Annotated in this window: 18 protein-coding genes and 1 pseudogene; 11 read left to right on the top strand and 8 right to left on the bottom strand. The window is 67.9% G+C overall.

What is annotated here, in order from left to right:
* Window positions 1-100 precede the first annotated feature (100 nt).
* Window positions 101-871 (top strand): annotated as a pseudogene (locus LZ199_RS38675) (proton-conducting transporter transmembrane domain-containing protein); the annotation flags it as partial.
* Between the two features lie 198 nt (window positions 872-1,069).
* On the opposite strand, the gene LZ199_RS38680 reads toward LZ199_RS38675, so the two are convergent.
* The 4 genes from LZ199_RS38680 to LZ199_RS38695 form a co-directional block, all read right to left on the bottom strand.
* Window positions 1,070-2,404 carry a hypothetical protein gene (locus tag LZ199_RS38680; protein ID WP_253998817.1) on the bottom strand — a complete coding sequence of 445 codons (1,335 nt, stop codon included), beginning with the start codon at window positions 2,402-2,404 and terminating at the stop codon, window positions 1,070-1,072.
* Window positions 2,401-4,542, bottom strand: a complete 2,142-nt coding sequence (locus LZ199_RS38685; protein WP_253998818.1) for a hypothetical protein — start codon at window positions 4,540-4,542, stop codon at window positions 2,401-2,403. Before LZ199_RS38685 ends, LZ199_RS38680 begins: the two co-directional genes overlap by 4 nt.
* Complete coding sequence (locus LZ199_RS38690) at window positions 4,532-5,860, bottom strand: hypothetical protein (protein WP_253998819.1); 1,329 nt, start codon at window positions 5,858-5,860, stop codon at window positions 4,532-4,534. The genes LZ199_RS38685 and LZ199_RS38690 overlap by 11 nt, the downstream gene beginning before the upstream one ends.
* A 197-nt stretch (window positions 5,861-6,057) precedes the next feature.
* Window positions 6,058-7,152, bottom strand: a complete 1,095-nt coding sequence (locus tag LZ199_RS38695; protein ID WP_253998820.1) for a hypothetical protein — start codon at window positions 7,150-7,152, stop codon at window positions 6,058-6,060.
* Between the two features lie 165 nt (window positions 7,153-7,317).
* Between LZ199_RS38695 and LZ199_RS38700 the strand changes: the two genes are divergently transcribed.
* The 5 genes from LZ199_RS38700 to LZ199_RS38720 all read left to right on the top strand — a co-directional run bounded on the left by LZ199_RS38700 (window position 7,318) and on the right by LZ199_RS38720 (window position 15,017).
* Entirely contained in the window at window positions 7,318-8,025 is a 708-nt protein-coding gene (locus LZ199_RS38700; RefSeq protein WP_253998821.1) for a hypothetical protein, read from the top strand.
* A 93-nt stretch (window positions 8,026-8,118) separates the two neighbouring features.
* Window positions 8,119-9,462 carry a short-chain fatty acid transporter gene (locus LZ199_RS38705; RefSeq protein WP_253998822.1) on the top strand — a complete coding sequence of 448 codons (1,344 nt, stop codon included), beginning with the start codon at window positions 8,119-8,121 and terminating at the stop codon, window positions 9,460-9,462.
* Window positions 9,463-9,555: 93 nt separating this feature from the next.
* Window positions 9,556-10,065 carry a hypothetical protein gene (locus tag LZ199_RS38710; protein WP_253998823.1) on the top strand — a complete coding sequence of 170 codons (510 nt, stop codon included), beginning with the start codon at window positions 9,556-9,558 and terminating at the stop codon, window positions 10,063-10,065.
* Between the two features lie 1,056 nt (window positions 10,066-11,121).
* Window positions 11,122-12,204 carry a hypothetical protein gene (locus LZ199_RS38715; protein WP_253998824.1) on the top strand — a complete coding sequence of 361 codons (1,083 nt, stop codon included), beginning with the start codon at window positions 11,122-11,124 and terminating at the stop codon, window positions 12,202-12,204.
* 290 nt (window positions 12,205-12,494) lie between these two features.
* The gene (locus LZ199_RS38720) at window positions 12,495-15,017 is read left to right on the top strand and encodes a sodium-translocating pyrophosphatase (protein ID WP_253998825.1); all 2,523 of its coding nucleotides are present in this window, start codon (window positions 12,495-12,497) and stop codon (window positions 15,015-15,017) included.
* Between the two features lie 72 nt (window positions 15,018-15,089).
* On the opposite strand, the gene LZ199_RS38725 is transcribed toward LZ199_RS38720, so the two are convergent.
* The gene (locus LZ199_RS38725) at window positions 15,090-15,566 is read right to left on the bottom strand and encodes a hypothetical protein (protein WP_253998826.1); all 477 of its coding nucleotides are present in this window, start codon (window positions 15,564-15,566) and stop codon (window positions 15,090-15,092) included.
* A 311-nt stretch (window positions 15,567-15,877) separates the two neighbouring features.
* On the opposite strand from LZ199_RS38725, the gene LZ199_RS38730 reads away from it, so the two are divergent.
* The 3 genes from LZ199_RS38730 to LZ199_RS38740 all read left to right on the top strand — a co-directional run bounded on the left by LZ199_RS38730 (window position 15,878) and on the right by LZ199_RS38740 (window position 17,379).
* Complete coding sequence (locus LZ199_RS38730; RefSeq protein ID WP_046710823.1) at window positions 15,878-16,081, top strand: cold-shock protein; 204 nt, start codon at window positions 15,878-15,880, stop codon at window positions 16,079-16,081.
* A gap of 106 nt (window positions 16,082-16,187) precedes the next feature.
* Window positions 16,188-16,754 carry an endonuclease dU gene (locus LZ199_RS38735; RefSeq protein WP_253998827.1) on the top strand — a complete coding sequence of 189 codons (567 nt, stop codon included), beginning with the start codon at window positions 16,188-16,190 and terminating at the stop codon, window positions 16,752-16,754.
* A 205-nt stretch (window positions 16,755-16,959) separates the two neighbouring features.
* Window positions 16,960-17,379, top strand: coding sequence for a hypothetical protein (locus LZ199_RS38740; RefSeq protein ID WP_163863366.1), 420 nt, complete (start codon window positions 16,960-16,962; stop codon window positions 17,377-17,379).
* 152 nt (window positions 17,380-17,531) lie between these two features.
* Here LZ199_RS38740 and LZ199_RS38745 read toward each other — a convergent pair whose 3' ends face one another.
* The 3 genes from LZ199_RS38745 to LZ199_RS38755 all read right to left on the bottom strand — a co-directional run bounded on the left by LZ199_RS38745 (window position 17,532) and on the right by LZ199_RS38755 (window position 19,214).
* Window positions 17,532-18,017 carry an NUDIX hydrolase gene (locus LZ199_RS38745; protein WP_253998828.1) on the bottom strand — a complete coding sequence of 162 codons (486 nt, stop codon included), beginning with the start codon at window positions 18,015-18,017 and terminating at the stop codon, window positions 17,532-17,534.
* Between the two features lie 158 nt (window positions 18,018-18,175).
* Complete coding sequence (locus LZ199_RS46545; protein WP_267145177.1) at window positions 18,176-18,673, bottom strand: hypothetical protein; 498 nt, start codon at window positions 18,671-18,673, stop codon at window positions 18,176-18,178.
* Window positions 18,657-19,214: a DUF2378 family protein gene (locus LZ199_RS38755; protein WP_253998829.1), complete on the bottom strand. Its 558-nt coding sequence runs from the start codon at window positions 19,212-19,214 to the stop codon at window positions 18,657-18,659. The genes LZ199_RS46545 and LZ199_RS38755 overlap by 17 nt, the downstream gene beginning before the upstream one ends.
* A 53-nt stretch (window positions 19,215-19,267) precedes the next feature.
* On the opposite strand from LZ199_RS38755, the gene LZ199_RS38760 reads away from it, so the two are divergent.
* Window positions 19,268-20,020: a hypothetical protein gene (locus LZ199_RS38760; RefSeq protein WP_253998830.1), complete on the top strand. Its 753-nt coding sequence runs from the start codon at window positions 19,268-19,270 to the stop codon at window positions 20,018-20,020.
* A 78-nt stretch (window positions 20,021-20,098) separates the two neighbouring features.
* The gene (locus LZ199_RS38765) at window positions 20,099-20,554 is read left to right on the top strand and encodes a hypothetical protein (protein ID WP_253998831.1); all 456 of its coding nucleotides are present in this window, start codon (window positions 20,099-20,101) and stop codon (window positions 20,552-20,554) included.
* The last annotated feature ends 3 nt before the right edge of the window (window positions 20,555-20,557 follow it).

Here is a 20,557-nt window from a genome sequence, read left to right on the forward strand (position 1 = left end):
CCACCGGCAAGTCCTCACCGCGCTGCTCCTCACCGAGAGCGCCACGCTGGGCTTCTTCTGCGCACACGACGTGCTACCGCGGCTCCTCTTCTTCCTCGCCATGGCGGTCCCCATTGCTCGCGGGAGACACACCCCCTCCGCCGGGCGCGCGGTCCGGGTGTACCTGCTCATAGGCACCCTGCCCGTCCTGTTGAGCCTGGCGATGCTGGGCTGGCATGCGGGGACGAGGACTCCCTTCCTCTCTCCCGAGGAGTTCGCGAGCCGCCTGCCTCACGGCTGGCGCCCGGGACTCTGCGCACTGCTCCTCATCGGCATCTGCGCGCGGCTGGCGGTGGTGCCCTTCCACTCCTGGCTGCCCGTGGTGCTGACGCGAGGCCCGCTCGGCGTCGGCGTCCTCTGGATGAACCTCGCGGCGAGCCTCCATCTCCTGACGCACGTCATGCGACCGCTCTTCCCAGCCGAGTGGGACGCGGTGGCTCCCGTGCTGGGAAGTCTGGGTGCCGGTGCGGCGTTGTATGGCGCGCTGCTCGCGCTCGTGCAGACGGACCTGCGCCGCATGCTGGCCTTCCTGCTCGTGAGTCAGTCGGGGCTGCTGCTCGCCGGAGTGGCGCTGGGTGGCTCCACGGGACTCCCTGGTGCCTGGCTCCAGTGTCTCGCCATGGGCATCGCCTTCACGGGCCTGGAGTTGCTCGTCCGCGCCATCGAGGCTCGCACCGGCACCACGGACCTGGATACACGGCACGGGCTCATCACTCGCGCTCCGCGCATGGCCACCACCTTCCTGCTGCTTGGCCTCGGCGCGCTGGGCTTTCCTGGCACGCTCGGGTTCGTCAGCGAGGACCTGCTGCTGCGCGGAACGCTCGGAGCGCACCCCCTGCTCGCGCTGCCGTTGCTGCCGGCGCTCGCGCTCAATGCCATCACCCTGGTGCGAGCCTTCCAGCGCGCCTTCCTGGGCCCGCGCCCGCGCGGCACGCCGTCCACCGAGGACCTGCTGCCCCGTGAGCGCTGGACGACCCTTGCCCTGGTAGTGCTCCTCTGCGTGGCTGGGTCTCCACCAGCCCAAGACAGCTCAGGGCCGATATCGCTCCGCCTCCTTGAAGAATTGGGTGAGCGAGTAGTCCAGCAGCGACTGGCGGGACTGCATGTACCGGCGGGCGCGGAGAAAGGGCAGCCAGACGCGCTTGCCAACGCGCACCTGGGACTCTTCCATCTTCTGCCGCGGCACCCACGTCCCTCCCAGTCGCCGCACCAGCACGTCACCCATGAAAGCCCCGAGCGCCGGAGCAGTGTGACTGTCGATGAGTTGCCGCTCGTATCTCTCCGGGAAGCTCTCTCGCCAGAAGTAGAAGTCCAGGTCCGTGAGTGACTCGGGCGACGAGTCCATGATGGACGGCACCTTCGTGTGCAGCCCTGCCACGAGTCCCTCGGACAGATCTCCATAAGAAGTGAGGACGCGCTCCGGGCTCTCCACATCTGACGGCAGGGCGACCGGAAGCCACTCCTCCGACTCTGGAGGCCGGAAGGCGTTGAGTTCGGCGATCTTCCGTTGTCGCTCACTGAGGCCGAATTCGAACGGCAGTCGTGAGAGGAACGGCGCCACGTCCGGATGGAAGCGCGGCTCCACGGGGGCGAGTGCGGCGCTGCGCTCCCTCAGCGTGCGTAGCACCGTGTCGAAGTCGAGGTCCGGCCGCAGGTGGACATGGGCGCGAGCCTGCACCACACGCGCCTCCTCACTGTCGAATTCGGCGGCAGTGGGCCGCAGCACCAGGAGGACGGAGCCGTTGGGGAGTTCCTCCACGAGGTGCGCAGGCGTCGAGAGCATCCGCTCTCGTCCTACGGACTCGACCCACTTCGGACCGAAGATGTTCAGCCACGATACTTCTTGAATCCTGTCGCCTTCATTCTGCTCCGAAGCCTCCACATCGTGACCAAGACTGGATGCCTCCGCCAACTGGTCCTCGGCAAGACTACTAGCCGCAGCTCCAGTCACTGGGTAACGAGATGCCCAGGCGCGGACCATGTCCACGAACGCAATGCAGCGCGCTGCCTCACTGAAAACTGAAAGCGGCTGGACAGAGACCCAGACATACAATCTGGGGGCTGATGGCGGCAGCGAGAGCCTGATGGACATGTCCAATGAGGGCCACGTCACACGAGAGAGACCAACGGACATGCTTTTCTTTCCGCGCTTCTCGTTCAGCGCCTTCAGGAAAGAAGCGCGGGAGTAGGGATACTGCTGTTTGCCTTCGACAACTTCCGGCATCCACGCACCCGCGTACGTCTCAAGCACCTTGAGCAAGGGCTCCAATGCCTGCGTCAGGTCTACGGCCTGTTCGAAGGAGGCCTCAAAGGAGAGACGAAGACGGTCGTCGGTGTTGGGTTCGTGTTTCTCTGTTCCATTCATTGGAACGACACCTCCACTCCCTCTACTTCATTCTGAGCATCTCGCACCGCCGCTCGCGATGCTTTCGGATCCGCGGGCTTGAGCATTCCGCCCTCATATATAAGGCGGACCTTTTGGATCTGTGCCGTCTGTTCGATTCCGGGGCGGCGGATGTTCAGGGTCTCCCCGTAGTACCTCAAGGCAGCGCTAGCGTCCTCGATCATTTGCGCCGTGAGCGCCTCGGCTCCGAACCGCGAAAGGTCCCGACTCTTGAAGCTGAACGTCTCCACGCGGGGACTCGGGCCAGCAGAGAGCGCCTCTTCAATGACGAGCACATCCGCGAACCGGATATCCGCCTTCGCCACCCCGACGTGCGTCTCGATGCGCGGCTGTTCGAAGTCACCCAGCCAGCGCCGCTGTGCACGGGGCAAGGCAGCGTCCGCCTCCAGGATGGCGACCATGGTCTTCTCGAAGGCCATGCCCCGAGCATAGTAGGCGCGCATCCCCTCGTAGCCTTCCCACTTCAGGGGACCCTCGACGGCGTCACCGTCCTGAATCTCCTTCAGCCGCCTCTTGCGGTAGGCAACGTACTCCTGCCAGAGCGGCGCCCCCTGCTCGACTCCTGGCGGCGGTTCATTCAGCTTGGGCGCCAGCTCCTTCAGCAGCTTCACATCCTTCGGGAAGCGGGGGCCCGTGAACTCCAGTTCGGCCTGGAACAGCTTCGTCTTCGCGGCCTCCGCGGCGCTCTGTGCGAAGAGGTCCGAGCCGCCGCCGCGCTTCCCTGCCGCGCCCTTTGTCGTCGCGTGCCCGGCGGACTCGCGACTGGCCTCTGCCAGGACCGCCTGCGCCTTCGCTGGCTTGCCGCGCGCCTCGTACAGCGCCAGCAGCCCCGCCTCGCCCCACTCGGCGGCCAGCAGCGCCCCCTCTCGGCTCGCTTGGAGGTAGCGCAGCAAGTCTCGCGCGGCGTTGACGCCCAACTGCTCCTCCAGGCGTCCCATCAGCGCCTTCATCCCCTCCACGTCGAGCGCCGTCAGTTGGAGCCGTCGCAACCCTCCGCGCGCCTCCACCAGGGCCCGAGCGCCCTTGCCCCCGGCGTACAGCGCCACCGCCAACGCGGCCGGCGCCAGCTCGCGCGTGGCCTGCTCGTACTTGCCCTGCGCCAACGAGTACGTCCCGTGTCCCGTCCCCACTGCCAGGTGGTAGAAGCCCACCGGCACGCCGAAGGTCAGGTAATCGAACGCCCCGACCGAGACACTTCCCGGCGCGTAGTGCCGCTCCATCAACGCCTTCCGCACTTCGTCGAGGGCGGCCTGGTACGGCGGTGGCAATTGCCCACGCAGCGCCATGAGCTCCGTGTACCGGGCCTCACCACTCACCAAGGTGCTGGAGAGCATGTCCCGGCCCGCGCGCCCCAACCCGCGCAGCACGTCGCGAGCCCGCTCTCCCCGCTCCGCAAAGCCATCCAACTCCAGACCCCGCCGCTTCAGCTCCTCGCGGACGGCGGCCATCGCGCCCAGCGTCTCCCCCAGCTGTTTGTCGCGGGCGAGCAGTCGCACCAGCTCAGCCAGTTCGTCGTCGAAGGCCGAGTGGAGGACGAAGAGGGCGAGCACCTCGGCATACGGCACGCCGTACTTCTCGGTAGCGCCAACGAGGAAGGCCGCGCGCTTGTGGCCGAGCACTTCCGACGCCCGCGCATCCAGCGGTCCCAAGGCCCCCAGGCGGACAGCGTCCCATTCATCGAGGGACTCCACCAACGCGGCCAGATCCACCCCGCGCTGCATGGCCACGAACTCCGAGGGCGAGGCACACGCCAGGAAAGGCGCCAGCACCGCCTGGCTTGAATCCAGGTGGGGCCATCCCGAAGGCATGGCCTTGCCACCGCAGGCAAAGGCGCCGCGCTCCTCGCTCGAGGCTCGTGTTCCCTCCCTGCTGACAGTCGCTCCCAGAAGCCCGCGTCGAAAGCCCATCGGCGCCGCCACGGACGGCCCACCCGCGGAGCCCGACTCCTCCTCCTGGTACACCCCCGCCGCCTGGGAGGGCACGGAGAGGGGACTGAAGGCCAAGGCCGGCCTCGTCGGCAACGAGGCGCACCCAGAAGCCATGAGCGCCACTCCCAGCACGAGGACGAGTCCGCCGCGCCAACGCCGCTCAGCGCGCATGGTCCACCCCCAGCCCCACGGAAGCGAAGGCGCCAGGCCTCAGCGTCCCTTCCGCCGTCGGGAACAGCAGCGTGCCCCCCTGCCCCACCGCGTACAGCGTCCCTCCCAAGAAGCGCCACCGCGCCTCGCCCGAGACGAGGTAGCGCGCTCCTGGCTGGCCCGCGCCCACCGCCAACCCACCCACCGCCACGGTGAGGTTCCGGCGGAAAGCCTGCACCTCCAGCCGGCCGTCTGCGTCCACCCGGCCCCAGCCGAAAACCTCGGCTCCCATCGTCAGACGGAAGTGGCGCTGCCCCAACACCCCCAAGCCCTCCGCGTCCCAGTCGATAATCACCTCGCCGTGGGCCGAGTACCCGTCCGGAAAGGGCGCGTCCGCCTGCGACAGGGCAGCCGGCCCCGCCACCTGGAAGCGGGCCAACTCGTAGTCCGGGCCGAAGGCGCCCTGACGGAAGCCTCCGCGCTGGCTGCGCCCCTCCAGCCGCACTCGCAGGTCCATCCTCGAGGACATGTACTCCGCGCCCAGTCCCGCTACCGCGCCCCACGCACCGTCGTCGCCAGGGCGCCCTCCCCAACCCCCATTCGCCTGCAGCTCGAAGCCGCCTTCGTCGCTTCTGCGCCGGACGAGAATGGCCGTCCCGTCCACATGGACCAGCGTCACGGGCTCCAACGTCCCTCCGGCCTTCCCCCAGTCATGCACCGCCGACAGCGACACCATGTATTGAAACGGATGCGGAGCCGGGCCGAAGAGGAGGTGCCGCATGTCCAGGGCGACTTCCGCCCCCATCAGCCGCGCGCCCAGCACATCCGAGGCGAAGGCCTCCACGTACAAGGGCCTCAACATGCCTGTCACCACCACTCCGGCGGGGTGGTAGTCCGGGTTGCCCCGGTTGTTGTAGCGGCGCACCAGGTGCCCGGACAGCAGCGTGTAGGACTCCAGCGCGCCCGCCCATAGGAAGTTCGGTGCATCGCCTCCCACCGTCAGCGTTTGCAGCCATTGGCCCCAGTCGGACCGCGTGTCCCAGTCCTCCTTCCGCACCAGGCTGGCGCCCTCTCCTCCGCCCCACATGCGCAGCCGTACCGGGGCGCCCAGGCCAAGGTGGACCACTCCTGGCCTGGCCACCACCCAGCTCGGCTCCACTTGCAGAAAGCCTTCGCCCCTCCCGGCCCCACGACGGGGCAGCAACGTCCACGTCGTGGTCTCCAGGCTCAGCCGGTTCAGCCATTGAGAGTCCGAGCCGGACGTGGCTGGTTTCTCAGCCAACCCCACTCCAGGGAAGAGCAACAGAAACACGACGGTCCAGCTCCGACGCATGAACATCGACGCCTCCCGAGAAGCTCCCGACCGGGGCCTCAAAGGACAGATGTTCCCCGTTCGGTCCGACAGGATGCCGGGCCACGGGCGCATGCGATGGTCACCCAAACGAAAGGCCCCCCAGCAGCCGCTGGAGAGCCTTCATGGGACGACGCGGACCAGCGTTGGGCTCCCTCACAACACCCGGAGCCCCACCTTCGGCCCTACTCCTCGACTTCCGTCTCCGTCCACTCCTGGTGGTTGAGGTTCGGGTCGCGGTTCGGGTTGTAGTTCGGGTCCTTCGACGGCACGTACTGGCCATTCCCATTCATCCAGTACTGATTCGCGCCCGACTCCACCTGGTGGCGCTTGCCATCCTTGGGGTTGCGGACCGTCTCCTCGTCCTTGATGTAGTTCATGAACCGGTGGTGGTTCCGGTCCGAAGCCGCGTTGCTGTTCGCGTAGTTCGAGGCGATGGCCTGGTTGATGGCGTCGTTCTTCTCATGGAAGGCGCGCTGCTGCGCCTCGAAGGCCGCCTTGTTCGCCTGCATGCGCTGGTTGTGCGCCGCCCAGCTCGCGCGCTCCCGCGCCATCTCGTTCTGGTTGTACGCCTGGACGTACTCGGGATTGTAGCGGGTGTTCGCCAGGGCGTTGAGGACGACCTCCTTGCTCTCCTCGTACCGCTCCTTCGGAGCATCCAGCGCATGGCTGTAGTAGCTCCAGTTCACCATGTTGCCCATGTCCGTCGCCGTCAGGTGGGTGACCATCATGTACGGGGCGCCGTTCTTGTCGGCCCACTCCGTCACCTTCGCGAGGAAGAGCTGCCGCATCGGACCGACCTTGTAGAGCAGGTCCGAGAAGCTCTTGTCGGAGGCGGCGATGGGCGGAGCGTCGTACTGCTTCACCAGCTTCGCGCCGTCCTTCTTCGCAATCGGCACCAGGTCCTGCTGGATGACCTGCTCGATGGAGTGGAAGGGCCGCATCGCCTGGCCGCTCCGCGCGTACACCTGCTGCATCATCGGGTCCCCGGAGAACATGAACGTCTTCAGCGGCAGCATGTAGACATTCACGTTGCCCGGGCCGCTCATCGCCGCCCTGCCGTTGTTGACAATCCAGTTGTCCGGGAGCGGCATCATCGCCATCTCCATGAACTTGTCGTCGAACAACTTGTGGGGAACGAGCTTGCCGTTCGGAGGGACCTTCATCTTGACCTCGGCCTCGGGTGAGTCGGCTTTCGGGGAATCGCCAGCGGCCTTGTTCTCGCGACAGGCCAGCGCCAGCACGCACGAAGCCACGAGAGGAATCAGGAGAGATTTCATCGATGTCCCGGTTGTCCGCCTAGGCGCCCAAAACTAACAGAGGACCGCCCGGCCTCGAAAGCGCCCGCCACCCCGCCACGTGACAGGGCGGAGAGGGGTGTCTGACATCACTCAGGGGCGTGCCTACCGTGAAACACGAAGCCACGTGAACCAGGAGGGGACGTCATGATTCAGGCGAGCAGACCAAGGGTCCTGGGAGGAGTCCTCGCGGCCCTCCTGCTGGGAGGCGGCTGTAGCTCCAGCCACTCCCACAAGAAGGTGGAGACCGCGAAGGTGGAGGACTCGTGGATGGCGAGGGTGCCCTCCGACCAGATGGACGACGTGCGTCAGGCACAGCTCGTCGTGAGCACGGCGGAGGAACACCAGAAGCGCGCGCAGGTGTCCCTGGAGGACGGCAAGCGAGACCTGCAGGTGGCCCAGGAGCGACAGAAGGCCGCGGAGGCCCGCCAGCAGGCCTCGGTGGATGCGCTGTCCGCGGCCCAGGAGACAGGGCGGGCCGATGATATCGACCTGGCACAGAACGACCTGGCGCAGGCCAACACGGAGGTGGCCGCCGCGAAGGCGGAGACGGCCCTGCGCGAGAAGACCGTCACCACGCGCGAGTCGATTGAGAAGGCGCGTGAGAGCGAGCTCAAGGTCGCCGAAGCGGAGCTGGCGCAGACTCGCTTCCTCACCCTCCAGCGCACCGGCGACGTCCGAGCCCAGGAGGTGGATGGCGACGAGCTCGCGCGGAATCTGGAGGAGGCACGCGCCAAGGCCCGGTCCGACGCGGAGCAGGTGGACGCGAACATCAACGAGCAGCAGCAGGCCCAGGCCACGTGGGAGAAGCTCGACGCGCAGACCCAGGCCTACGGCGGCAGCGGCGAGCCGTAGCGCGGTGAGTCAGGCGCCGCGCGGACAACAGTGGTCGCCGCGCGCGGGGATGCCGTAGAACGGGCGGGACACCATCCAGGAGCGCCCGCCCGCGTGGAGACCCTCGTTCGCATCGCCGAAGCCCTCGGCCGCTTCTCCGCGCGCTTCGTGCCCAGCGCGTTCTCCATCGCCGTCCTGCTGAGCCTGCTCACCATGGGGCTCGCCATGGGCTGGGCGGACGCGCCGGCGCCCAAGGTGCTGGACGCGTGGGGTGGTGGCTTCTGGGAGCTGCTCACCTTCTCCATGCAGATGGCGCTGGTGATGTTCACCGGCTACCTGCTGGCGCTCACCACGCCCGTGCGCGCGCTCCTGGAGAAGGTCTCTGGCCTGGCGCGCACGCCGCGCGGCGCGGTGGCGCTGATGGCCTTCGTCTCCATGGCGCTGGCGTACATCAACTGGGGCCTGTCCCTGGTCGCCAGCGCCATGCTGGTGCGCTACGTCGCGCGGCGAAGGCCGGACGTGGACTACCGGCTGCTCGTCGCCTGCGCGTACTTCGGCCTGGGCGCCACGTGGCACGCGGGCCTGTCCGCCTCCGCGCCGCTGCTCGTCGCCACGCCGGGCCACTTCCTGGAGAAGAGCATCGGCCTCATCCCCATCGACCGGACGCTCTTCTCCCCCTTCAACATCGTGCTCACCGTGTCCGTCGTCGCGGGACTCACGCTGCTCGCGTGGGCGCTGCATCCCAGCCCGGAGCACGTGGTGCGCGTGGACCCGGCCGTGCTGGAGAAGCTGGGAGACTTCGTCCCGCCCGAGCGCCCCGCGGAGAAGAGCCTGGCCATCTGGCTGGACCACGCGCGACTGCTCAATGTCATCTTCGGCGTGCTGGGCCTGCTGTGGCTGGGGCGCTACCTGTGGCTCAACGGCGGCTGGCGCGCGCTCAACCTCAACGTGGTCAACTTCACCTTCCTGGTGCTCGCGGTGCTGCTGCACGGCACGCCCGCGCGGCTCATCAAGGCGGCGGAGGAGGCCGGGAGCGTGCTGCACGGCATCGTCCTCCAGTTCCCGCTCTATGCGGGCATCTACGGCATCTTCAAGACGACGGGCCTGACGGACCGCATCGGCGAGCTGTTCGTGTCGCTGTCCACGAAGGAGACGTTCCCCGCCATCGTCTATCTCTACAGCGGCGTGGTGAACTACTTCGTCCCCTCGGGCGGCTCCAAGTGGGCCATCGAGGCGCCCTACCTCCTCGACGCGGCAAGTCGACTGGGCGTCGCGCCGGAGAAGGTCGTCCTCGCCTATGCCTGGGGCGACATGGCCACCGACCTCATCCAGCCCTTCTGGGCGCTGCCGCTGCTGGCCGTCGCGCGGCTCGAGTTCAAGGACATCCTCGGCTTCCTCCTGGTGGCCTTCCTCGTGTACCTGCCGCTGGTGACGCTGGCCTTCTTCCTGCTCGGGTGAGGCTGGCAGAAGGCCCCTCCTTTCGTGCTACACAGGCCCCTGGGCGGGCCGGGGAAGGCCCGCCGAACTCACCCAACGAGGGGACCCCGAGACATGAAGAAGCTTCTGACGCGGAGCATGGTGTGCGCGGTGCTGGGGATGTCGTCGATGGCCTTGGCGCAGGACGCGGCGCCGGAGGCTCCGGCCAAGGAGTCCGCGAAGGCGCCGAGCGCCGACGCCGTGCGCGACACCTGGAACTATTTCTACAAGGGTCAGGGACAGGGTCCCGTGCTGGTGGAGGCCAAGCTCTGCACGGAGGTGGCCAAGGACGGCCCCAACAAGTACGAGTGCACCGCCGAGGTGGGCGCCGAGGGCGTCAAGGCGAACACCACGGTGATGCTGTGGCAGGCCTACCTGGTGCCCCAGGGCGACTCCGTCGAGGACGTCATGGTGCAGACCAAGCAGGGCAACGTGGTCCGCGAGACGAAGGACGTGAAGCTCAAGGGCGACGGCTGGCGCGCGCGGCAGTGGACGGGCGTACGGCTGAACAAGCCGGGCACCTGGAGCATCACGGTGATGCGCGGCGACCAGGTCCTCAAGGAGCTGCAGGTCAAGGTGAACTAGTCCCCGCCGGGCCCGGATGGGCCTGACACGAAGCACGCGACGCCCGCCGGTGGCCAGCAGTGGCCCCGAGCGGGCGTCGGTGTTTTCAGCGTCCGTCGTCTTCAGACCGAGCCATCGGAATCGCCAGCGACGGCTGCTCCGGCGCCTGGGCCGCCCACGCCCACGCTCCGGGAGGCTCCTTGGACGCCGTGCTGGATTCAACGCAACACAAGGTGCCTGAATGGACAGACATGCGATGACTCCACTTCGTCAACTCCACGACAGGCCCCCGTCACACCGGAGATGACACCCAATCCGTCGCCCCCCCGTGTTCTTCATCGAATCGTGATGTTCCATCCGACCCGCGCTCCGGATGTGCGCGAGGCCGAAAACTCGGGCCTCGCGCACATCCGGAGCGCGGGTCGGATGTGCGCGAGGCCGAAAACTCGGGCCTCGCGGCGCCTGTCACCCCCATGACAGATGAGGGCCGCGCGCCACGCCCACCCGCCCGCCTGCTCCTCCCTGGAGTGCTACGGGCCTGTCTGCCTTCCGGCCGGGCGCGTCGTTTTTCCTCTCGTGTTGGCTGGTAGACAGGGATTTTTTCAGGAGAGCGGACACATTTCTTGCCCTCCAGGCCTGGGTCCCCATCGCGCCCAGAGGGAAGCGCCTCCAGGAAACAGGGCTGGCAATCGCCTTGCAGAAGCATCCCCCCGGTTGAAGGGCAGGGGGTCGTCGGGGGCGGGTGGCGGGGGAGAGGTCGGGGCGGTCATGGTGGGGTGGCGGTGGGTGAGCGTGGTGTGTCTGGTGGGTCCTCTCCTCGTGGCGTGCGGGGAGCAGGCTCTGGCGGCCCCACGTGCTCCGGGCTTGAGGGTGGTGAGGGCGGCGGGGGCGGAGGGTCGTGGCGAGGGCGAGGGGGCAGTGGCGTGGTCTTTCCCGTTGGCGAGCGGGGACAGCGAAGCGCCACATGCGGTGGTAGCCCCCGACGGGGACGTTCTCGTCGCGGCGACATACCGAGAGCCTATGGACGTGGGGGGCGGCCCCCTGCCTTTCAACCAGGGTGTTGCGAAGGCTCATTTGATGGTGGCGCGCTTCTCCCCGGACGGGGCCCTGCGCTGGGCGCATGGGCTGCTTCCGGGTGAGGGCTCGTCCGCCGCGCGCGTGGGCGGACTCATCATTGATACGCAGGGCAAGCTCTGGCTGGGCGGCGCCACATCAGGCTCCCAGTGGGGCGACGTGCGCCTGCCGGACGGTCCCTTCATCGCGCGACTGTCGGCCGACGGCGCCGTCGAGCACGTGAAGGGCTTCGCCGGAGAGGGCACGCTCACCGTGCACGCTGTCGCCCGGGACGACGCGGGCGTGGTGGTGGTGGGTGACTTCTCCGGAGCCCGCGACTTCGGCGACGCCGTGCGCGAGCCGCCTGACGGCGAACGCGGCGCCTTCGTGGTGCGGCTGGGCCCGGATGCCCACACCCGCTGGAGCCGCGTCTGGTCCGCCGGGCCGCAGGGCCTGGTGACGGCGCGCGCGACGGCGGTGGACGCCTTCGGCGGTATCTATATTGGAGGCGCGTACGCGGGCGCGGTGTGCTTCGGCGGGGGCTCGTTCCTCACCGTGCGCCAGCGCACCCCCTTCGTCCTCAAACTTCATCCGGATGGCACCCACGCGTGGAGCCGGGACTTCCGCGGCGCCACCGGCGCTGTCTCCGCGCTGGCGGTGGGCCCGGACCGCGTCTTCGTGGCGGGCTCCTTCTCCACCCGCTTCTACTTTCAGAACAAACCTCATGACGCGGGCGCCCATCACGGCTTCGTGGCGGCCTTCAACGCGGACGGCCACGAGCGCTGGGCGCGCTCCTTCGCCGCCACCGCCACGGCGCTCGCCACGGATGACGCGGGACAGCTCACGCTCACCGGCACCCATGACGGCGGTCTGGATTTGGACCCCAAGCCCTCTCCCGCCGGCCTCTATGTCGCCCGCCTCCTGCCTGAAAAGGGAGACTCCCTTTGGGTGCGAGGCTTCTCCAGCCCCCTCCCCCCGACAGCCCGCTCGGTGTCAGTGGATGGATCTGGCAATACCCTGGTCGCTGTCGCACTGCGGCGCGTCCAACCTGTGGGAACCCCTTACCCGCATCCCCAGGATGGCTTCCTTTTCCGTCTGAAGCCCTGACATACACACACCACCTGACGGGTTGCGGGGCTCCCAGCTCCCCTGGCAGTTGGATCTGCTTGTGGACAATCACACCCCGCAATTCGACTTTCAGCGCCTGTCCATGCTATTCGCGAGCCCGCCTTCAGGCGTGTGACGTTGCACCCTGAAGGGCGAGGCTGTGCTGAAGCGTCGGCGCGCGGCAACTTCGCTCGCAGGCGGCCAACCCCTCGACACCACTCCCTGTTCACTCCGGGGCGCGGCGTTGTGGGCCGCGCTTTGGACGAGCCTCTGTGAGGAGTTGCACCCCCATGACACGCACTGTTCCACGGATGGACGCCCTGCGTAGGGGCGTCACCGGTGTCGCCGTCAAAGCCCTCGGGCTGCTGACGGTGTTCGCCGCCAGCGCCGCCCACGCCAGTGAGGCGGACCTCGTTCTCCCCGACTTCGCCTCCAAGTCATTCTTTGGAGGTAGCATCAACGGACACCAGCTGTTGCTGTCTGGCATCGCGGTCTGCGTGCTCGGACTGGTGTTCGGATTCATGCAGTACGCCACGCTCAAGAACCTGCCCGTGCACCGGGCGATGCTCGAGATTTCCGAGCTCATCTACGAGACGTGCAAGACGTACCTGATGACGCAGCTGAAGTTCATCGGCGTGCTGTGGGCGCTCATCGCCGTGGTGATGGTGGGTTACTTCGGGTTCCTGCGTCACATGGGCGCGGACCGCGTGGTCATCATCCTGGTGGCGAGCCTGGTGGGCATCGCCGGCTCGTGTGGCGTCGCCTGGTTTGGCATCCGCGTCAACACGTTCGCCAACAGCCGCACCGCCTTCGCCAGCTTGCGCGGCAAGCCCTACCCCACGTACGCCATTCCGCTGCAGGCGGGTATGTCCATCGGCATGGTGCTCATCAGCACCGAGCTGTTGTTGATGCTCGCCATCCTGCTCTTCATCCCGGCGGACTTCGCGGGCTCGTGCTTCATCGGCTTCGCGATTGGCGAGTCGCTCGGCGCCTCCGCGCTGCGCATCGCCGGCGGCATCTTCACCAAGATCGCCGACATCGGCTCCGACTTGATGAAGATTGTCTTCAAGATCAAGGAGGACGACGCGCGCAACCCGGGCGTCATCGCGGACTGCACCGGCGACAACGCCGGCGACAGCGTGGGCCCCTCGGCGGACGGCTTCGAGACCTACGGCGTGACGGGCGTGGCGCTCATCACCTTCATCCTGCTGGCGGTGGGCGAGGGCTTCCGCGTCGAGCTGCTGGTCTGGATTTTCGTGATGCGCATCGTCATGGTGCTCGCGTCGCTGGCCGCCTACGGCCTGAACAACGTGTTCCAGTCCGCCAAGTACAAGAACGCGGACCACATGAACTTCGAGCACCCGCTCACCGCGCTGGTGTGGGTGACGTCCATCATCTCCGTGGCCTTGACGTTCCTGGTCAGCTACCTGCTCATTCCCAACCTGAACGGCGACCCGTCGCTGTGGTGGCAGCTGTCCCTCATCATCAGCTGCGGCACGCTGGCGGGCGCCATCATCCCGGAGGCCATCAAGGTCTTCACGTCCACGGAGAGCCGTCACGTGCGCGAGGTCGTCACGGCCAGCCGCGAGGGCGGCGCGTCCCTGAACGTCATCTCCGGCCTGGTCGCGGGCAACTTCTCCGCGTACTGGATGGGCCTCATCATCGCGGGCCTCATGGGCCTGGCGTTCTGGTTCAGCGGCTCCGGCGTGCCCGGCGAGGGCGTGGGCCAGTTGATGATTGCCGCCCCGGTGTTCGCCTTCGGCCTCGTCGCCTTCGGCTTCCTGGGCATGGGCCCGGTCACCATCGCCGTGGACTCCTACGGCCCGGTGACTGACAACGCGCAGAGCGTCTACGAGCTGTCCCTCATCGAGAACGTCCCCAACGTGCAGGCGGAGGTGAAGCGCGACTTCGGCTTCGACCTCGACTTCGAGAAGGGCAAGCAGTTCCTCGAGGAGAACGACGGCGCGGGCAACACCTTCAAGGCCACCGCCAAGCCGGTGCTCATCGGCACGGCCGTCGTCGGCGCCACCACGATGATCTTCTCCATCATCGTGCTGCTCGTCGGAATCACCAACGGCCAGCTCAACACCGAGAAGACGCAGTTCCTCTCGCTGCTGCACGCCCCGTTCCTCCTGGGCCTCATCACCGGCGGCGCCATCATCTACTGGTTCTCCGGCGCGTCCATGCAGGCGGTGTCCACCGGCGCCTACCGCGCGGTGGAGTTCATCAAGGCCAACATCAAGCTGGAGGGCGTGGAGAAGGCCAGCGTGGCCGACTCGAAGAAGGTCGTCGAAATCTGCACCCAGTACGCGCAGAAGGGGATGATCAACATCTTCCTCGCCGTCTTCTTCAGCACGCTCGCGTTCGCCTGCCTGGAGCCGTACTTCTTCGTGGGCTACCTCATCTCCATCGCCATCTTCGGCCTCTACCAGGCCGTCTTCATGGCCAACGCCGGTGGCGCCTGGGACAACGCGAAGAAGCTGGTGGAGGTGGAGCTGAAGGCAAAGGGCACGGAGCTGCACGCGGCCTGCGTCGTCGGCGACACCGTGGGCGACCCGTTCAAGGACACGTCCTCCGTGGCGCTCAACCCGGTCATCAAGTTCACCACCCTCTTCGGCCTGCTGGCGGTGGAGCTGGCGGTGGAGCTGGAGGCCGCGGGCCAGGGCAACCTGACGCGCATCTTCTCCGTGGTGTTCTTCGTCCTGTCGACGGTGTTCGTCTACCGCAGCTTCTACGGGATGCGCATCCAGAGCGTCAGCGGCGGCGCGTCTTCGTCCGACCTGAAGCCCCAGGCGGCCGTGAAGACGGCCTGAGCCGACGCCTGGCGTTCGTGAAGTGATTGAAGCGGCGGGGTGCCTTCACGAAGGCCCCGCCGCTTTGCTTTTTCACGCGCCAATGCCTTCCGGGTCCGTGCGCAGCTCCCCGCCCAGGTGCATGCCCGTCTGGCAGCGGTAGTCCGTCACCAGCGCCACCGCCAGCGACGACAGCCCCAGCAGCACGTGCACCGTGGCGACGATGGGGCTCTTCCGGGCGTACCCCAGGACGAAGGGCGCCAGGACTGACGCCGTGCCATGGACGTAGTCGAAGATTTCGTGCGCCTCGATGGGGATGAGCCGGGCCAGGCTCAGCCGGGCGTCGGTGAACAGGGACACGCCAATGGCCGACGCCCCCAGCACCCTCCCCGCGCGGCGCGCCCGCCTGTCCTTGGACAGCTGCCCGGCCACCAGCGCCGCCACGCCCCCTCGGTAGTCCAGCAGGGTGTGGACCTCGGAGGGCACCCACCGGCGCAGGGGAAGTCGCTCGAGGAGCGGCCGGGAGAGGATGCCCGCCCGGGCGCTCGTGTCCGCGACGTGCCGCGCCATCCGGCGGAGGGCCGGCTCCCTTCGGGGTGGGACGGACGACACCGGGGGAAGGGTGGGAGTCGGGGGGCTGGGCACGGCCATGGGACGCTCCTTTCCAAGGGAAGCCAAGGGCTTCCATGACGGTAGGCACGCGGCCGCCGGAGCGCGCGGCGCCTGTCCATGCCCTGGAAGCAGGAGTGGCTGCTGGCAAGCAGCCAAGGGGGCTTCCACTCGGACGGTGAGCCCGGGCAAACTATGTCCCGCCTTACGGCCTCTAGTTTCTCAAAGGCCGATAACCGCGGCGCGCCGCACCACCCGAGAGAACGCGATACATGGCAACTGGTACCGTGAAGTGGTTCAACGATGCGAAGGGCTTTGGGTTCATCGTGCAGGACGGTGGTGGTGAGGACGTGTTCGTCCACCACACGGCCATCAACATGGATGGCTTCCGGACGCTGCAGGAAGGCCAGAAGGTGGAGTTCGAGGTCGGCCGCGGCCCCAAGGGCCTGCAGGCGCAGAACGTGCGCGCCGGCTGAAGCAGCCCGGCACGGAGTTCCCTGAAGCCCGGCATCCGCGCGCGCGGGGTCGGGCTTCTTCCTTTTGCTGTTCGGCGGCGCGGGGGCTTGAGAGGCTGAAGAGGCCATGCGTCTGCCCCGCTTCCCCCGAGTCATCGGCTTCGACGATGCGCCCTTCGCCCGCCGCGCGGGCTCCGCCGTGCAATTGGCGGGCGTGGTGTGCGCGGGCACGCGCTTCGAGGGGCTCGTCTGGGGCCGCGTGCGGCGCGACGGCTGGAACTCCACGCGCGAGGTGTGCCGGCTGCTGGAGGGCGGCAAGTTCCTGCCGCAGCTGCACCTGGTGCTGCTGGATGGCATCGCCTTCGGGGGCTTCAACGTCGTGGACCTGCCGGAGCTGGCGGCGCGCCTTCGCACGCCCTGCGTGGCGGTGATGCGGCGGCCTCCGGATTTGGACGCGGTGGAGCGCGCGCTGCGGCGCCTGCCTCGCGCGGACGCGAGGTGGGCCAGGCTGCGCGGTGCGGGCGACATCCATCAGCTGGGTGGCTTCACCTTCCAGGCGCAGGGCGCGGAGCCCGCCTTCGTCGCGGACGCGCTCGCGCTGGTGACGGACAAGGGCCGCGTCCCGGAGGCGCTGCGGCTGGCGCACCTCATCGGCTCGGCCGTCATCACCGGCGAGAGCAGTCAGCGCGCCTGAGTCATCCCGGACTCGATTTCACATCCGGCTTGGAGCATTCGCGTTGGCGTGGAAAGCGCTGTGGGGTGGCGGCAATCTTCCGCCGGGCCGGGTCCAACCCGACACAATTCCTTTCGACTATTCCAGGGCTGACAGAGTCGCGGGGGGGTGTATCGAGCGGGCCCGGATGTTTGTTATTGTTTACCCTCCCCAGGAGGGAGGGCTCATGTTCGAAGTCTCCAACGATACGAACCGTCGCACGGTCACCGTTCGGTTGAAGGGCTTTGTCCGACCCAATGAGATGAAGGATTTCGCCACGGCCTATCGGGCCGCGACGGATACGTATGCGGGAGGCCGGCACCTGGTGCTGGCGGATATGCGGGGCTTGAAGGCGCTGGAACCGGAGTCCGCCACGATTTTCGGTGAAGTCGTGGCTTACGGTCGCCAGCGTGGCTGTCTGATGTGCGCGCACCTGTCGGACTCCACCATCGCCCGATTGCAGACGGCGCGCGTGGCATCCGAGGCAGCGCCCAACGACGACATCACCGTGGATTGTGTGTCCCCGGAGGAGGCGGAGCGGCAGCTGACCAAGGCCCGCACCCGCCACTTCCTGGTGAACGAGCCGGCCGCCGCCCACGCTCGCTGACGTCGGGTTCTTCTTCCCGCGCGCGGCCCCCTCCTCGACTTCTTGTCGCGTCGCGCGCGGTTGTCTTCACAGGCTGTCTCGACTGAACGGCGCCGCGCCGGATGGCGAAGCCTTGCATCGAGACATCCATTCCTGTCGCACTCGGGGGTGATTTACTTCCGGCGCTGACGCGCGTGCTCCAGGTATGCCCGCACCAGCGGGGAGACAGGAAGTCTCAGCGCGGTGTCCAGGTCGATGAACTCCGCCCAGGTGACCTCGCGGTCATCGATGGTGAGGCTGGGCTCTGCGTCCCTGGCATCCAGGTCCAGCTCCAGGAAGCGGACGTGGTCCTCCTTGTTCTCGGAGGTGCCCACGGTCTCGAAGACGGGCTTCAGCGACGCGGGGCCCACGCGGAGGCCCACTTCCTCGTGGAGCTCGCGTGCGCCGGCCTCGGCGGGGGACTCGTCCCGCTCCATGCCGCCGCCCGGCATGCTGAGCTGGTGCTTGTAGGAGTTCTGGAGGAGCAGCACGCGGCCCTGGTGCCAGACACCCACGAAGACGCCGTGCGTCCGGGGGTGGCGTACCAGCCAGTACACCCGCGCCAGCGTGTACGCGCCCCGGTAGCCCGTGCGGGCGAGCGCATTGACCCAACGCTTCACCGGCGGCTCCGAATCTCAGGCATCCGCCCGTCATACCAGGAGACGGCCGCGCGCGGCGCGAGGGGCCCTCCAGCGAGTCCGCACCGCCTCGGACACCTGGGGACCAGCACGCCCCACAGGCCCAGCAGGAGACGGCCTCGCGCGGCGCGAGGGGCCCTCTAGCGAGCCCGCACCTCCGCGGGCACCTGGGCAAGCCAGCCCACCTCCAGCACGCCCCACAGGCCCAGGAGGATGGCCTCCGCGGCGTCATGGCGCAGCGAGGTGGGCCTGGGGGCGTGGGACCAGGCGATGACCTTGCGAGCGAGGCCATCCGCGGCGTCCTTCGCCTGGCCGCCGCTGCGCTGCTCGCGGGCGTAGAGCAGCCGCTCGCGCCAGTCCTCGGCGGAGACGCGCAGCACGGGCAGCGCGCGGCGGGCGGCCTCGCGCTCCCAGACGTCGGCGACGGGCCCGCCGCCCTCCAGCACCAGGAAGGCCAGGGGCCCGATGTCCGCGAGCACGGCGGGCACGGCGCGCTTCAGCCGGGACTGACTGCCGAAGTTCTGGGAGCGGTACGTGCGCAGGCGGCCGTCGCGGCCGTAGAGGGCCAGGCCCGAGCGCAGGCCCAGGTCGACGGCGAGCAGGCCGGGCCCGGTGGACGACTCAGGCTCCGAGTCCATCGCGCCAGGTGCAGCGGTAGGTGACGTCGGCGGGGGTGAAGTCGCGCACGGTGACGACGGGGTGGATGGCGCCAGTGGCGCGCAGGCCCGCGAGCACGGCGCCCTGGGTGAAGTAGCGGATGGGGCCGGCCTCGTTCATCCAGAGGTCGACCTCGGTGGTGGACACGTCGTCGACGCGGGCCTCGGTGTAGTTGTTGCCGGAGCGGAACATCTGTCGGGCGCGGCCCACGCCCCGGCGAGGACCCAGGAGTTGGATGACGCTGAAGAGGGCGCGGCCCATCACCGTCTCGCGGTAGCCGTCCACCATGCGCTCGCCGAGCAGGGAGTAGGCGACCTCCGCTGATACATCCGGATGGAGCTCATGGGCGGCGACACGGACGGCGGAGCACCACGTGTCGAAGACGTAGGCGGGCTGGAGCTTGTTCTCCAGGTCCAGGCCCACCTCGCGCAGCCGGGCTCGCAGGGCCGGTGTGACACGTCCCGCGAGTCCGCGAACGAAGAGGCCTTCGAAGGTGTGCTCGAAGACGAGCTTCTCCGGCATGTTCACCAGTGTACTCCGGTCCCTTAAGCTGTGGCAGCGGGGTACGGAATTCCATGGGTCTACAACGAGAGCTGGCCGTGATGGCCATGAACGCGACGCCGTTGCCGGGCAAGACGAACTTCCTGGAGGAGCTGGGTGTGGCGACGCCGGTGCCGCGCATCCGGGGGTCGATTGGAGCGGTGGCGCGCGAGCCGTTCCTGGCGTTCGACAACAAGCGGCTGTTCGACCTGCTGGTGGCGTTCACCATCGCGGACTTCCCGGATGGCGCGGGGTGCTCGGACTACTTCAATCCACACAGCCCCTGGTACAACGTCTTCTATGGCGCGTACGGGGTGCGTTCGTACAAGCGCGACGGCAATCCGTGGGGCTTCCGGAGTGACGGGCGGCCGGACGTGGAGGAGATGCTGGAGATTCCGAGGCTGGACTACAACTTCCTGACGGCGGGGGAGCTGGGCTGTCCGGCGTCGCGGATGTGCTTCGAGGTTCGCGAGGTGACGACGGGCCGGCAGGGCGCGTGGCACAGCGCGGACGTGGCCTGCGTGATTCCCAGCGGGCTGCACCGCACGGAGGACGCGGACTCACCGGACCTGAGCTACTACGCGGTGTTCGGGATGCCAGAGGAGGACTACCTCGCGGGCGGCCGGGAGAGCTACGAGCCGGTGGCCATGCGAGGACGCATGTACTGGCGCCCGGTGGCGGACCGCCTCACGCTCGTCTGGGGCGGACTGTGTCCGGACACTCCCGACGGCCAGAGCCTCATGCACGCCATCATCGACGCGATGACGCCGGTGTACGCGGGCGGCTGAAGCCCCGAGCGCTCACGAGCAGACAGGTGCTGGCGTCTGCGCTGGGCCGCATCAAGGCCCATCGATACGCTGGGCCCCATGACCTGGCGGGCACGAAGCAGGCGCCGCATCCTCGCGCTCGTCCTCTTCTGTTGCGCCCTGCTCTCCTGCGCCCACGTCGATGACGGGAGCGGAGGCGGCTTTGGCCGCAACAGCGCGGAAGCGCGAATCACCCACCTGATTTCGGAGGGCCATTTCGCGCAGGCCGAAGCGCTCGTGGCTGAATCGACCTCGTCGGGTCTGCTGGAGCAGTCCGCGGCAGCGGCCTTGCGCAGACAGATTGCCGACCTCTCCATGAAGCTGGGAGAGATACCCGCCCGGCTCCAGCGCGTCCCGAGCTTCCCCTCCCGGCTCAAGGACTTCACACGCCACGAGCTTCAGAAGATGTATGACGCGGAGAACTTCAGCATCGCGACGAAGAAGGAGCTTCAGACCGCGCTGAAGCTCCTGAAAGATGTGGCGAAGGACAACTCTCGATTGCTTCAGAAGCTGTGAGCC

Origin of the sequence: Myxococcus qinghaiensis (genome assembly GCF_024198215.1) — a bacterium.
GTDB lineage: Bacteria > Myxococcota > Myxococcia > Myxococcales > Myxococcaceae > Myxococcus > Myxococcus qinghaiensis.